General features: G+C 70.1%; 7 protein-coding genes and 3 pseudogenes. 7 read left to right on the top strand and 3 right to left on the bottom strand.

Going from position 1 to position 12,930, the window contains the following annotated elements; translation table 11 throughout:
- Positions 1–406, bottom strand: a pseudogene (locus ABZZ74_RS44910) (hypothetical protein); the annotation flags it as partial.
- A gap of 122 nt (positions 407–528) precedes the next feature.
- Here ABZZ74_RS44910 and ABZZ74_RS44905 point away from each other — a divergent pair.
- Together ABZZ74_RS44905 and ABZZ74_RS44900 are read left to right on the top strand one after the other, a co-directional pair.
- Positions 529–1,148: pseudogene (locus ABZZ74_RS44905) on the top strand (peptide deformylase).
- A 319-nt stretch (positions 1,149–1,467) separates the two neighbouring features.
- Positions 1,468–1,989 (top strand): 3'-5' exonuclease, encoded by a 522-nt coding sequence (locus ABZZ74_RS44900; protein WP_356949910.1) that lies wholly within the window; start codon positions 1,468–1,470, stop codon positions 1,987–1,989.
- On the opposite strand, the gene ABZZ74_RS44895 is transcribed toward ABZZ74_RS44900, so the two are convergent.
- Together ABZZ74_RS44895 and ABZZ74_RS44890 are read right to left on the bottom strand one after the other, a co-directional pair.
- On the bottom strand, positions 1,990–2,634 hold the full coding sequence (locus ABZZ74_RS44895; RefSeq protein ID WP_356949909.1) for a hypothetical protein: 645 nt from the start codon (positions 2,632–2,634) through the stop codon (positions 1,990–1,992). It abuts the gene before it with no gap.
- Positions 2,635–2,726: 92 nt separating this feature from the next.
- Complete coding sequence (locus ABZZ74_RS44890) at positions 2,727–3,164, bottom strand: hypothetical protein (RefSeq protein WP_356949908.1); 438 nt, start codon at positions 3,162–3,164, stop codon at positions 2,727–2,729.
- Between the two features lie 831 nt (positions 3,165–3,995).
- Here ABZZ74_RS44890 and ABZZ74_RS44885 point away from each other — a divergent pair.
- From ABZZ74_RS44885 to ABZZ74_RS44865, 5 genes and pseudogenes are all read left to right on the top strand, one after another.
- Positions 3,996–4,349 carry a hypothetical protein gene (locus ABZZ74_RS44885; RefSeq protein WP_356949907.1) on the top strand — a complete coding sequence of 118 codons (354 nt, stop codon included), beginning with the start codon at positions 3,996–3,998 and terminating at the stop codon, positions 4,347–4,349.
- Positions 4,350–4,543: 194 nt separating this feature from the next.
- Positions 4,544–4,703, top strand: a pseudogene (locus ABZZ74_RS44880) (transcriptional regulator); the annotation flags it as partial.
- 190 nt (positions 4,704–4,893) lie between these two features.
- Positions 4,894–5,022 carry a hypothetical protein gene (locus ABZZ74_RS44875; protein WP_356949906.1) on the top strand — a complete coding sequence of 43 codons (129 nt, stop codon included), beginning with the start codon at positions 4,894–4,896 and terminating at the stop codon, positions 5,020–5,022.
- 383 nt (positions 5,023–5,405) lie between these two features.
- Positions 5,406–5,855, top strand: a complete 450-nt coding sequence (locus ABZZ74_RS44870) for a hypothetical protein (RefSeq protein WP_356949905.1) — start codon at positions 5,406–5,408, stop codon at positions 5,853–5,855.
- Positions 5,856–6,403: 548 nt separating this feature from the next.
- Entirely contained in the window at positions 6,404–12,826 is a 6,423-nt protein-coding gene (locus tag ABZZ74_RS44865; RefSeq protein ID WP_356949904.1) for an acyltransferase domain-containing protein, read from the top strand.
- Positions 12,827–12,930 lie beyond the last annotated feature (104 nt).

The following is a 12,930-nucleotide window of genomic DNA, read 5'->3' as shown; positions in this document are numbered from 1 at the left end:
CGTACCGGCTCAGCGGGTTCCTGCTGGTCAGGTCGAGATAGAAGTGCAGCGGTTCGCGCAGGCTCTGGTCGTTGCTCTGCAGGCAGGTGCGCGCGTCGAACCGGCCGGGGCGGGAGCCGGCGTCGCCGCCGACCGCGGGGATCTCGGTCTGACGGGTCGTGGTGCTCGGCGTGACCGACAGGACCTCGTTCGTCATGTGGTGGCGCTGGTCGCCGGCGTCGATGCGGGCCTGCACGACGTGGCGGGGCCAGTAGCGGCGGCCGTGCAGCTCGGTGCCGTGCGGAAGGTATCCGGTGGCGGCGTAGGCGCGGATGGTGGAGGTGTCGGTGTCTACGGCGGGTTCGTCGGACCGGTCACCACGGCGGTGGCACGCTGAGCGGAGCGCCCACGACGGGTCCGGCCGCATCGCGGCAGCTGCCGCTCGCCCGCGACCACAGCTGGGTGGTGCGGTCTGCTCCTGGAGAATGGGATGGGCGTCTTCACCTGGACGACCGCCCAGCCGGTGCTGCACGCCCGATATTGTCTGGAATGGAGATTCCGGGCCCGGCCCGAACAGGACGCGACCCAAGGGGAGTTCAGGTGATCGAGGTGCGGCCCAGCCAGCAGATGCGAGACCTCGGGGTCGTTCAGCACGGCGCCCCCGTCCTTGCCGAACCGGCCCGCCCCTTCGACCTGCCCGCCGAGCGGGAGGCAGTCGAGCAGACGGTGGAGATGCTGTTCGCCTCCATCGAGCGCATCGCCCGCGTCCACACCTTCGCCAAGGGAATGGGCATCGCCGCCCCGCAGCTCGGCATCGGACGGGCGGCGGCCGTCGTCCAGCCCCCGAGGAAGGCGCCGGCGCGATGGTGCTGCTCAACCCCAGGGTCACCGCCGTCTCCGAGGAGAGCGACGAGCAGTACGAGGGGTGCCTGTCGTTCTTCGACGTCCGCGGCCTCGTTCCCCGCCCCCTGCGGATCACCGTGGAGACCACCGCGCTCGACGGCACCACCGTGACCATGGTCTACGAGCGGGGACTTGCCCGGCTCATCGCCCACGAGATCGACCACCTCGACGGGCTGCTCTACCTCAACCGGATGCGGCCCGGCGTCGCCCCCGTCCCCGTCGAGCGGTACCGCCAGACAGGGCGGTCCTGGGCGTACGGCTCCTGACCCGGGGGGAGCTGCCGGTGACGACCGTGGAGGACCTGAACGCCGAGGACCCGGCCACCTGGGACGACCTGTTCGTCCGCGACGTCGACGAACGGTCGGTGCAGTTCGTGCGGCCCGCCGACACCGACCGGCCGACTTGGGCGGCGTACGAGGACGGCACGTACCTGGGCACAGTGGCCGCCGAGCCGGACGGGGGCCGGCCACTGTGGCGGGTGCAGACCACCCACGAGGGCCACCGCGTCCTCGACGACGCGGTTCGCGCGCTGCGGCGCCCGGCGACCCGCGCGAACGCGAGCAAGTCGCCCACTGGGCCCGACGCATGCTCGCCGACGCCGAGCTCCTGGCCGTCGATGTGGAGACCACCGGCCTGGACAATGCCTACGCGGTGCAGATCACCGCCGTCGACCGCGCGGGCACCGTGGTCTTCAACGAGTACGTGCAGCCGCACGCCGCTATCGAGCAGGCGGCTGTCGCCGTGCACGGCATCACCCTGGAGCGCGTCGCGCAGGCCCCGGCCTTCGACGAGCTGCTGCCCCGGCTGACCGACGTGCTCCACGGCCGCACGCTGGTGTCGTACAAGGCCGACTTCGACCGCGGAGTCTTCGAGCGCGAACTGGCCCGCCACCATGGCGACCCGGCGGCGGTCGGGCGGTGGCTGGGCCGGGTCCGGTGGGAGGACGCGATGGTGCCGTACGCGGTGTGGCGGGGGCTGTGGTCGGTCAAGCGCGGCGCCTACCGCAACCAGCCGCTCGGCGGTCCGCACGACGCCGTCGCGGACTGCAAGCTGCTTCTTGCGAAGCTCGAACAGATGGCCGCCACCATGCCCGCATCCCGCTGGTGATCAACCGGGGTCGGTGTCTCCCGGAAAACCGTCAGGCGCCAGCCCCGACCCCTCTGTGACAGCGTGGCCACAAGGCCCGATACGCCGGGCCGGACCCAGGGCCAAGTGGCGAACCGAAGGGGCGGAATGTGCCTGCCGATCGCACTCCTGTGCCAGGTATGGATACGCACGGGCTATCGCCTCGTACACGCGCTCGCGGATCCGGTCCTCGGCCGCATCACCGCCGAGGCGGCCGTACTGGCCGGCCAGGGCCTGGTCGTACCCGGCGAGGTCGTGCCAGAGGTGGTCGACGGTGATGCGCTTGATGAACGCCGGGTCGCAGGCGGGGCTGGCGGGCTCGTCGAACAAGCCTGCCTCCAAACGGTTGTAGGCACTGCAGGCCCGCTCGATAAGCTCCCCCCGGCCCATCACCGGCACGGTGATGGCGAGTTGCTCAACGGCCGCCATGGTCTTGGCCCTACGACGGTCCGCGGCCTGCCGGGCGACCTCGGAGCGGCGTGCGGCATTGGTCCAGGCGGTGGCGAACACGCAGCTGGCCTCGGCCTGCTCGACCCGCCGGGCGTCATACAGCCGCATGGGGGACGCCTTGCGGTAGCGGGGATTGGGCCGGCGGCGGTCGGCGGTGCCGAGCAGGTCGCGGATCATCGCGGGCGTCCAGCCACGCGCGGCAAGTTCTGGCGTCGTGACGTACCTTGTCACGGTCAACGGAGCTCTCCTGGTTCGGCGGCAGATGTTCCTCAGACCCCGGCAGCGCCTCGGGCAGCCGCGGCACGGACGCGGGCAGCGTCGGCGGGGCGGATTCCCTGGCAGACGGGATCGAGGCCGATCAGCTCGCGGTGCAGGCGGCGAATCCGCAGCGCGAGATCGAGATGAAGGCGGGGACGTTTCTCGCGGACTTCGGCGACAGTGCGGGCGCTGACACCAAGACGCACAGCGAGTGCGGCGGCAGGCCATCCGGCACGCGCCAGGTCGGCCAGCAGCCGGGACGCGTCAGCGGAGCCGATCAGACCCGGGGCTATGGGCTTGCGACGGGCGGACAGCGGGATACCGAGTACGGCGTCGGCAGTGGTGCGAGCGATGTCCCGGGCCGCCTGGCCTTGCCCCCGGGTACGGAGCAGGCGGCGGACCAGGGTCACCGACAGGCCGGCCCTGTCGGCGATGTCCTGCGCGGACATGCCCTGCTCGCGCAGCCGGACAGCCCACCGAGCGGCGGCGTGCGGCGGGACACGTGCGGGCAGACCGCGCAGGCGATCCTGGTTTCGTTGGCGCCGGGCCCGGCGCGCCGCCTGACGGCACTCGGTGCGGGTACAGCCGTAGTCGGCACAAGATGCCTGGCCATGGCGGACGGTTGACCGCTGCGGTCGGCGCTGCACAAGCGGCGCAGCCGGGACGGCAGCAGAGGATGCGGACTGTTCTGGAGAGGGCGGCATGTGATTCCTGCTGCGAGTTCGTGGTGCCGGTCCACACTACGCGCAGAGCAGAGTCGGCGAGATACAGCCGGAAGGGATAGACAAGGCCTCTTGATATCCGGTCAGGGATGTTCGTAAGAGGCCCCCAAGGAACAGAGACCGCGACCTGCAAGATCGCCGTCTCATTTAAGGTGTCCGGTGACCTGCACGGTCAGCGGGGTTCGGCAACGCCGGGCGCCTCGTTCAAGAACCGATCGGTTCTTGGACAGTGGCGGCGGGACGTCGACACGACGGGCCGGAGTCGACTGCCGGTGTCCAACAAGGGCGTTCAACAACTCTCCGCGACCCGGCCACCGGAGATCCCCGCCTCGGCCACGCCGAGTTCGAGTCGGCGACCTTCACGGGCGACGCCAGGTTCGACTCGGCAACCGGGCCTGGCTCGATGTCCGCCCCGACGACGCTCCCGGCGAGAACCGGAACGAGAAGGAGGCCGGGACGAGTGTGCTGGTCGCGCGCCGGCACCGCTACACCGGCGAGGTGTCCTACTTCCGCTGCTGAACTCCCGGCGACGTCTCGCTCGGCACGCGGGTGGAAGTGATGTGTCGCAGGTGGCGGATCGAGGAGACCTTCCAACTCGCCAAGGGATTCACCGGACTCGACCAGGGCCAGGTGACCTGCTGGAACTCCTGGATGTGCTGGTCACTGTTCTCCCTGATCGCCGCCGTCGTCCTTGCCCTCACGGCCACCGCCGTCCACGACGCTGCCGAGGACGAGCCCGCGCTCGTCCCGCTGAGCTGCCCCGAGCTCGTCTGGCTCCTGCGAGCCGTCGTGCTGCCGCCACCCGTCCGCGACCGCGAGCACGTCCTGCACTGGACCGCCTGGCGGCGCCATCACCAAGCCGTCGCGGCCGCCTGCCACCAGCAACGACACCACCGTCACGACCAGCCGTGATCAAGAACTACAGCTGCCGTGTCTGCACACCCCCACGCCACTCCCAGGCAGGAAAAGAAGAAAGGGAAGGGCGGGTGGGACAGCGGGCGTGCCTCGGGGGATCGGGGCGCCCTCTGCTGTCGTTGCGCGTCGGCGGGGTCTCCCGCGCTCGAGCGCCGGACAGGAGCCGGCGCATCGGACGGGAGCTACCTCACCGCACCGACCACACCCGCGCCGCCGCCCGCGCGGCCGGGCTGACCGTCACCGACCGCACCCCTGCGCGCACGGCTCGACGGGCGGCGTACGCCCTCGCGGCGCAACCTGGAACGGATCGAGCAGGCCTACCCCACGGTGCGGCGCGAGAACGTCGCCCGCTAGGCAGGCGTAGCCGAGCCGCGAGACGGTCTACGTCATCACTGATCTGACCAGCCGGGAAGCCTTCCCCCAGCGACTCCCGAAGATCATTCGTTCGCAATGGGTCATCGAAAACCGGCTCCACTTCGTCCGCGACACCGCCTTCCACGAAGACGCCTCCAAGGTCCACACCGAGCACGGCCCGGAGAACATGGCCACGTTGCGCAGCTTCGCGATCAACTGCCTCCGTGGCGCCGGCCACCACAACATCGCCGCAGGACTCCGCGAGATGTCCTACGAGCCGTTCACCCGACCCCTGTCCCTCCTCGGACTCTGCTGACCAGCACAGATCCGCAACAACCGGACTTTGAAATCACCCTGGTCGGAGGCCTGTGAGGTTGAACCGGGTTAGTTGCCTCTATCGTCAGCGGCCGCAGGTCTTGGATGATGCCAGGGATTTCCGGTGCTTGCACGGATCTCAACGATGGGTACTGACGTCGAAGATGTTTACTTCCCGACCCGAACGAATCAAGAGACTCTGCGGGAGATTTCAGCGGCAGTGAGATAGGGCACGTTGACTACTTTCACCGAACAGTGAAAGTGGGTATGCCAACGTCTCTTTCGACGGCAGCGGTGTTCATGTCGGGTATCGAAAAGCGAGTGGGTCAAGTCCACGCTCTCGCCCTTTGCTGAACCTGATGACGGAATCCTCGTGAAAGGCTGATGAAATTGTCCAAGCATGCCTCCTCCAAAGTCCGCCGAGTGGTATTGGCCGTTGCGGCGGCTGCTGCAGCAACCGCAGGTGCCGCGACAGTCATGTCCAGCGCCCACGCCGCCGACAGTGCGGCACGGCCTGTGAATGTGCTGAAGAGCGACTTCTTCCAGCTTTTCCCGAACGCTAAGTGCCTCATTGCTGTCAACTCCACCACGCAGGATTTTGCGAACATCCACGACCTCAGCAGCGCACAAGCCCCTGGTACCAAGGACTTGATCAACACACAGATCAAGGCCTCCGCGGGAGATAAGCTCCAGTTCTTCGCGAATCCTGAGGCGGACTGCAACGGGGAAAAGGACGACGGTAAGGTGATCATTGACCGGTTGGACGAGCGGCCTCCAGGTGACGACGGGTTCGTGGTCATTCTGAGTCGCGAAGGTGTAGTGACGCGGGGGTAGGGTTGTTCACGCGGGGTGCTCGCGGTGGCCGAGCCCACGAGCTGCGGATTCGCGGGCTTCCTGCGCATGTGGTCGTCTATCTGGTGACGGCGCTGTGTCTGTCACGGCAGCTGTAACCTCGATTCGTCAGCGGTCGTGATTGCCTGACGAGGTTGATGGTTCGCCCTGTTTGTCCCGCGTGATCGCGGGTGGGGCCTTCGCGTGTCGCTGCGGCTGCGCCGGGGTTCCACGGCACCCGGACGTCGTTCGGGGCTGCTCCTTCCTGTCTCGTTGGGGCTGTGGGGGCGGTCGTCAGGTGACGGACGGCAGTGCGCTCAACCGTTGCCAGCAGGTGGTGAGCGCTGTGGCCCATGGCCCAATGCCCCGCAGTTAAGCGGAATCAGCGCTGGTCAACTCGGGCGATTTTTGGGCATGTTGGGTGTGGGTGTAGTCGCCGGGGCCGCTGCGTTCGATGACGCCTTGGCGGACCCAGCGACAGAGTTCGCTGACCAGACTGCGGTGTCGGGAGGGTGGGAAGTCCAAGGCGTGCAGGATTTCGCGGGCCTTCCATGATCGTCCAGGATGTGCCTGAAGGAGGGCGATCGTGCGTTCTCTCGCCGTGTGTCCGGCGCGTCCTGGGTGGGCTGGATCGGCCCACGCCTGGGTCAGGATGTAGGCGCCGGGAGCGGTCCGTTCCAGTACTCCGGACAGAGCCCTTAGGAGCTGGCATGACTGCACCATCAAGGGGCCCCGGTCGAGAGATCGCAGTCATCGGATTCTCCTGCAGAGTCCCGGGGGCGGCCGATCCCACCGCTTTCTGGAAGTTACTTAGTGACGGAGTCGACGCTGTCACCGAAAGGCCCTCCCGGCGCTTCTCGGTCCAGGGAGCCGACGATCCCGACCATGCTGGCCCCGGAGCGGTAGGCACCCGCCGGGAGGGACAGTTGGAGGCGGTGGAAGAATTCGACGCAGAATTCTTCGGCATCCCGCCGCGGGACGCGGCCGCGATGGACCCCCAGCAGCGACTCATGCTGGAGCTCGGCTGGGAGGCGCTTGAACATGCCGGGACGGTCCCTCGGACACTCTGCGGTGGCCAGGCAGGCGTTTTCGTCGGCGCGACCGCCGGTGACTACGCTCTGCTCACCCAGAGGCTCGGCCTCGAGGTGATTGACCGCCACACGATGCCCGGCTTGAACCGTGCGATCATCGCCAACCGCATCGCCCACTTCCTCGACCTGCGCGGACCCAGCTTCACGATCGACTCGGGGCAGTCCGCCTCACTGGTCGCCGTCCACCTGGCTTGCGAGAGCCTCCGCAGCGGCGCCTGCGACCTCGCGCTGGCGGGCGGCGTGCAACTCAACCTGGTACCGGAGAGCACCATCAGCGCGGCGCGGTTCGGCGGCCTGTCGCCGGACGGACGCTGCCACACCTTCGACTCCCGAGCCAACGGGTTCGTCCGAGGTGAGGGCGCCGGTCTGGTCGTACTCAAGCCCTTGGCTGCGGCCCTCGCCGACGGCAACACGGTGTACGCGGTCATCCACGGCAGCGCCGTCAACACTGCGGGCGCCACCGAAGAGCTCACCACGCCCAGCGCAGCCTCCCAGGAGGAGGTCCTGCGGCGCGCATACGCGGCGGCCGGAGTGGACCCGCGCGAAGTCGCGTACGTGGAGCTGCACGGCACCGGCACAAAGGTCGGGGACCCGATCGAGGCCGCTGCGCTCGGCGCCGCGTTCGGTCGCGGCTCCCGCGAGGCGCCGCTGCTCGTCGGCTCGGTGAAGACGAACATCGGACACCTGGAAGGCGCGGCGGGGATAGCGGGGCTGCTCAAGGTGGTGCTGGCTCTCGGACACGGCCAGCTGCCCCCGAGCCTCAACTACGCCGAACCCAACCCGGACATCCCGCTGGACGAGCTGGGACTGCGGGTGGTGCAGGACCTCATGCCCTGTCCGGAGGCTCGCCCGTACATGGGCGTCAGCTCGTTCGGCATGGGTGGTACAAACTGCCACGTCGTGCTCGGTTCCGGGCCGGCCGCCGCGCCGGCGCCCCCCGGGCCGGCGCCTCGCGAGGACGCGGTGTTGCCCTGGGTCGTGACCGGCCACAGCGCGGACGCCCTGCGTGAGCAGGTGGCCCGCCTGCGGGCGGTCGCGGAGTCAGACGTGTCCCACGCCGACCTGGCCTGGTCATTGGCCACCTGCCGCACCGCCTTCGCGCACCGCGCGGTGATCACCGGGCGTAACCGGGCAGACCGGCTCGCCGCTCTCGACGCCGTCGCCGCCGGCGCACCCGCCGTCGGCACGACCACAGGGGTGGCGCGCCCTGGCCGCGTGGCGTTCGTCTTCCCCGGCCAGGGGTCGCAGTGGCTGGGGATGGCACGCGAGCTGTGGGCTTCCTCAGAGGTCTTCGGCGATTCGATGCGGCGCTGCGAGGAGGCGCTCGCCCCGCACGTCGACTGGTCCCTCCAGGAGGTGCTGCACGGCTCCGACGAGTGGTTGGACCGCGTCGACGTCGTGCAGCCCGCACTCTTCGCCGTGATGGTGTCCCTGTCAGAGCTCTGGAGTTCCTGGGGAGTGCGTCCTGACGCCGTGGTGGGCCACTCCCAGGGTGAGATCGCCGCCGCCTGCGTCGCCGGGGCGCTGTCCTTAGAGGACGCCGCGCTGGTCGTGGCGCGACGATCCGCTGCCCTGCGAAACCTCCCCGCGGGCGGCGCTATGTGGTCGGTTGCGCTCGCGCCGGACGAGGTCGCGTCCCGGCTCTCCGCGCATGTGGCCTCCCACGCGGTCTCGGTGGCGGCCGTCAACGGCCCCCGGCAGGTCGTCCTATCCGGGGACGCCGCCGCTCTGGAGGGCCTTGGCGCGGACTGGGCGGCGCAGGGTGTCCGGGTCCGGCGCATCCCGGTGGACTACGCCTCTCACGGCGCGCAGGTTGAAGCGGTTCGCGAGCAGTTGCTGGCAGAGCTCTCCGGCATCAGTCCCCGTCCGGCGCGGCTCCCCTTCCACTCGACGGTCGACGGGAAGCGGATCAGCGGCGAGAGCCTGGACGCCGAGTACTGGTACCGGAACCTGCGCAGTACCGTCCGGTTCCATGGCGTCTGCCGGGATCTGCTGGCCGAAGGATTCCGGCTGTTCGTCGAGCCCAGCCCGCATCCAGGGCTGGTGGCCGGGTTGCAGGAAACCTTCGCCGAGGAGGGGGCTGCGGACGCGGTTGTTGTCGGGTCGCTGCAGCGCCACGACGGCGGCCCGGCCCGGATGACGGCCGCAGCCGCCGAAGCCTTCACCACCGGAGGACCGGTCGACTGGCGCGCGGTGCTGACCGCGGTCGGCTGTGTCGGCAACCGGGTGGAACTGCCGACGTATGCCTTCCAGCGGCGCCGCCACTGGCTCGACGGGGCCCTGGCGGCCCGGCAGGTCGGTGCGTCGACCAGCCTCCCCCGGCGGGCCGGTGCGCCGGGGGAGACCCGCCCAGCGGTCCCGGTGTCGCCCCGTGCGGGCTCCGTGCTGGACGAGATCCGGGTGCACACGGCGATCGTGCTGGGGCACACCGAGGCCGCAGCGGTCGATCCGGTGCGCACGTTCAAGGACCAGGGTGTCGGTTCGGTGGCAGCGGTCGAGCTGTGCCGGAGGCTCGGCACGGCCATGGACCTGGTGCTGCCGCCCAACATGGTCTTCGACCACCCGACTCCGGAACTGCTGGCCCGGGTGATCACCCGGCCGGAGCCGGGGGAGGCCGAGCGGGTCGCGCGCGTTGAGCGCCCGGTGCTGCCTGTCGGCGACCCCGTGGTGATCGTAGGCATGAGCTGCCGTTACCCCGGCGGCGTGGCCTCCCCCGAGGATCTCTGGCAGCTTGTCAGCGACGGAGTGGACGCGATCGGCACGCCCCCGCCCGAGCGGGGCTGGGACCGGGCCCTCCGGGGTGGTTTCCTGCCGGATGCGGCCGGCTTCGATGCCGCGTTCTTCGACATATCGCCGCGCGAGGCCCTGGCGATGGACCCCCAGCAGCGCCTGCTGCTGGAGGTCTCGTGGGAGGCCCTGGAGCGGGCCCGTATCGCTCCTCAGTCGTTGCGCGGCAGCCCGACCGCGGTGTTCATCGGGGCGATGGGGGGCGACTACGGGCCCAGGCTGCACGAAGCCGAGGCCGATGTCGCGGGATACCGGCTGACCGGGGCAGCGGGGAGCGTCACCTCCGGGCGCATCGCCTATCTGCTCGGGTTGGAGGGCCCTGCGATCACGGTCGACACGGCCTGCTCGTCCTCCCTGGTGGCGCTGCATCTCGCGGTGCGGGGACTGCGCCAGGGCGACTGCGACCTGGCTCTGGCGGGCGGTGCCACGGTCATGTCGACACCGGGAATGTTCCAGGAGTTCTCCCGGCAGGGCGGGTTGGCGCCGGATGGCACCTGCAAGGCCTTCTCCGCCGCTGCGGACGGGACGACGTGGAGCGAAGGCGTGGCCGTGGTGGTCCTGGAGCGGCTGTCGGACGCACGCCGCCTCGGCCACCCGGTCCTGGCCGTCGTCCGGGGCTCCGCGGTCAACCAGGACGGTGCGTCGAACGGGCTGACCGCGCCGAAAGGCTCCGCGCAGCGGCGGGTCATCACCCGCGCGCTCGACGACGGGAGGCTGTCCGCGGCCGACGTCGACGCCGTGGAGGCGCACGGAACGGGCACCCCCCTGGGGGACCCCATCGAGGCGCAGGCCCTGCTGGCCACCTACGGCCGGGGGCGGTCACACGGTCGCCCGCTGCTGCTGGGATCGTTGAAATCCAACATTGGGCACACACAGGCCGCGGCCGGGCTCGGCGGGGTTATCAAGATGGTGATGGCGCTTCGGCACGGACGTCTGCCCCGCACCCTGCATGTCGACCGGCCGACTCCGCACGTGGACTGGACGGCGGGGGCGGTGGCACTGCTGACCGAAACCCGCGACTGGCCGGACACCGGGCGTCCGCGCCGGGCGGCAGTATCCTCGTTCGGGATCAGCGGCACCAACGCGCACGTCGTCCTTGAACAGGCCTCACCGGCCGGGCAGACCACCGGGCTCGGCGGAAGAGAGCTGCCTGTCGTGCCGTTCGTGGTCTCCGGTCGCGGCCCGGCCGGGCTTCGGGCCCAGGCCCGGCGGCTGCTCGGATATGCAGAGGGACAGCGCGGAGGGATCGCGGATACGGGCTTCTCCCTGGCGACCACCCGCTCCCCGTGCGACCACCGTGCCGTCGTGCTGGCCTCCGACCGCGACGAACTCCTGTCCGGCCTGCGCGATGCGGCCGAGGGCCAGGTCGCGCCCGGGGTCGTTGAGGGCTCGACGGCACCGGTCAGGCGCACGGCGTTCGTCTTCCCGGGGCAGGGTGGGCAGTGGGCGGGCATGGCCGTCGAACTGCTGGACACCTTGCCCGTCTTCGCCGATCACCTGCGGGCCTGCGAGGAGGCCTTCGCGGCGGAGCTCGACTGGTCCCCGATCGATGTGCTGCGGGGCGTCGCGGGGGCACCGCAGCTGGACCGGGTCGACGTCGTCCAGCCGCTGCTGTTCGCGGTGATGACCGGCCTGGCCGCGGTATGGCGCTCTGTGGGGGTGGAGCCCGATGCGGTCGTGGGCCATTCGCAGGGTGAGATCGCGGCCGCTTATGTCGCGGGCGCCCTGTCGCTGGCCGACGCGGCGCGGGTGGTGATCCTGCGGAGCCGGTGCCTGGGCAGGTTGGCGGGCACCGGCGGGATGGTCTCCGTGCTGTCCCCCGCGGACGAGGTGCGGGCGCGGCTGGCCCCCTGGGGCGGCCGATTGGAGATCGCGGCGGTCAACGGTCCGGGGAGCACCGTCGTCTCCGGTGACGTGGCCGCCCTTGACGAGCTGCTGGTGCAGCTCCAGGACGTGCGCGCGCGGCGCATCCCGGTCGACTACGCCTCCCACTCCGCACAGGTGGAGGCGCTCCGCGAGGAGCTGGCTGAGGCGCTGGTCGGGATCACGCCGCGCGCCTGCGACATCGCCTTCTACTCGACGGTGACCGCGGAGCGGCTCGACACCGCCGAACTGGACGCGGGCTACTGGTTCCGCAACCTGCGGGAGACCGTCCGGTTCGAGCCTGTGGTGCGGGCCATGCACCGGGCGGGCTGCGACGTCTTCGTGGAGGCGAGCCCGCATCCGGTACTCGGGATGGCGGTCGAGGAGACGCTGGCCGCTCCGGGCGGCGGACCCGGCGGGCCCGTGGTCGTGGGTTCGCTCCGGCGCGGCGAAGGAGGCCTCCGGCGCATGCTGGCGTCCCTCTCGGAGGCGTACGTGTGTGGTGTGGACGTGGACTGGGCCAGGATCTTCGAAGGCACCGGCGCCGGGCAGGTCGATCTGCCTACATACGCCTTCCAGCACCAGCGCTTCTGGCTGGAACCCGGGACGTCGCAGGCGGCTGGACGCGACGGCGCCGACCGGGCGCCGGACCGCAGGGGCACCGCTCTCGATGGATCCGTCGACGACACCTCGGAGAGCGTCGTCGAGTCTGATCTGGCACGGCAGTTGGCCGCCATGTCCGAATCCGATCAGCGGCGGGCGATGCTGCAACTCGTCCGCACACATGCGGCGGCGGTGCAGGGCCACTTCTCCCCGGAGTCGGTGGATGCCGAGCGGGGGCTCCGGGAGCAGGGCCTCACCTCTGTCGCCGCCGTGGACTTCCGCAACCGGCTCAGCAGTGCCAGCGGGCTCGGGCTGCCGATCACCATCGCCTTCGATCACCCTTCGCCGACCGAGTTGGCCGAGCACCTGCGCACCCGGCTGCTGGCGCACGACGGCGCGGTGGATTCCTCCGGGTTGCTGGCTGAGATCGACAAGCTGGCCTCGATGATGTCGACCGCCTCGGCGAGCGACCGGGACCGGCTGTTGATCACCGCGCGACTGGAGGATCTTCTGGCCGAGTGGGATCCGCGGTCCGTAGGGAGGGAGGCGTCCGCCATCGCCGGCAAACTCTCCGCTGTCTCTGACCAGGAACTGATCGACTACATAGGCAACGAGCTCGGAATCTCCTGACCGCGCGGCATCGAAAGAGGACTGGAGAAACGACCGTGTCCGAGGACCAGATTCGTCGTCTTCTCACGCGGGTGACCGCCGAGTTGGCCGTAACCCGCAAGAGA

The organism is Streptomyces sp. NPDC006476 (assembly GCF_040612015.1).
GTDB lineage: Bacteria > Actinomycetota > Actinomycetes > Streptomycetales > Streptomycetaceae > Streptomyces > Streptomyces griseorubiginosus_B.
Note: the sequence above shows the minus strand (reverse complement) of the source record. Positions and strands in the feature narration are given on the sequence as shown.